Source organism: Mesorhizobium sp. M7D.F.Ca.US.004.03.1.1, from assembly GCF_003998635.1.
Taxonomy (GTDB): domain Bacteria; phylum Pseudomonadota; class Alphaproteobacteria; order Rhizobiales; family Rhizobiaceae; genus Mesorhizobium; species Mesorhizobium loti.
This window is the reverse complement of the sequence record NZ_RZQG01001804.1, coordinates 1-448: the sequence shown is the minus strand read 5'-3', so window position 1 is coordinate 448 and position 448 is coordinate 1. Positions and strand designations below refer to the sequence as shown.

Annotated in this window: 1 pseudogene; it reads left to right on the top strand. The window is 58.9% G+C overall.

Features of this window, described 5'->3' with window-relative positions:
* Positions 1-448: pseudogene (locus EN935_RS40125) on the top strand (Tn3 family transposase); the annotation flags it as partial.

Sequence of the window (448 nt, the reverse complement as noted above, 5' to 3'; positions counted from 1 at the left end):
TCACTCACCTAAGCCAGTCCGATCGAAAGCTCATCTTCGGCCAGGACAAACCTGATCGTCGTCTCTATGAAATTGCGACGCTCGCGGCTTTGCGGGACCGGCTTCGATCTGCGGACATTTGGGTCGATGGCAGCCGATCCTTCCGGCCGATCGACGAGCATCTGATGCCGCGGTCAACATTCACGTCCATGAAGGAGGAGGACCGCCTTGGACTGGGCGTCCAAGGTGACGGCGCGCAGTGGCTTGCCGAAGCGCGTCACATGCTCGACTTCAACCTGAAGCGTCTGGCGCATAGAGCGCGGTCCGGAAAGCTCCAAGGTGTTCGTCTTGAAAATGGAACGTTGATCGTCACGCCGATCGCCGGTGAGGTGCCTGCCGCAGCCGAAGAATTGAATGCCGAGATCAGCGAGTTGTATCCGTTGGTCGAAGTTCCCGACCTGCTGAGGGA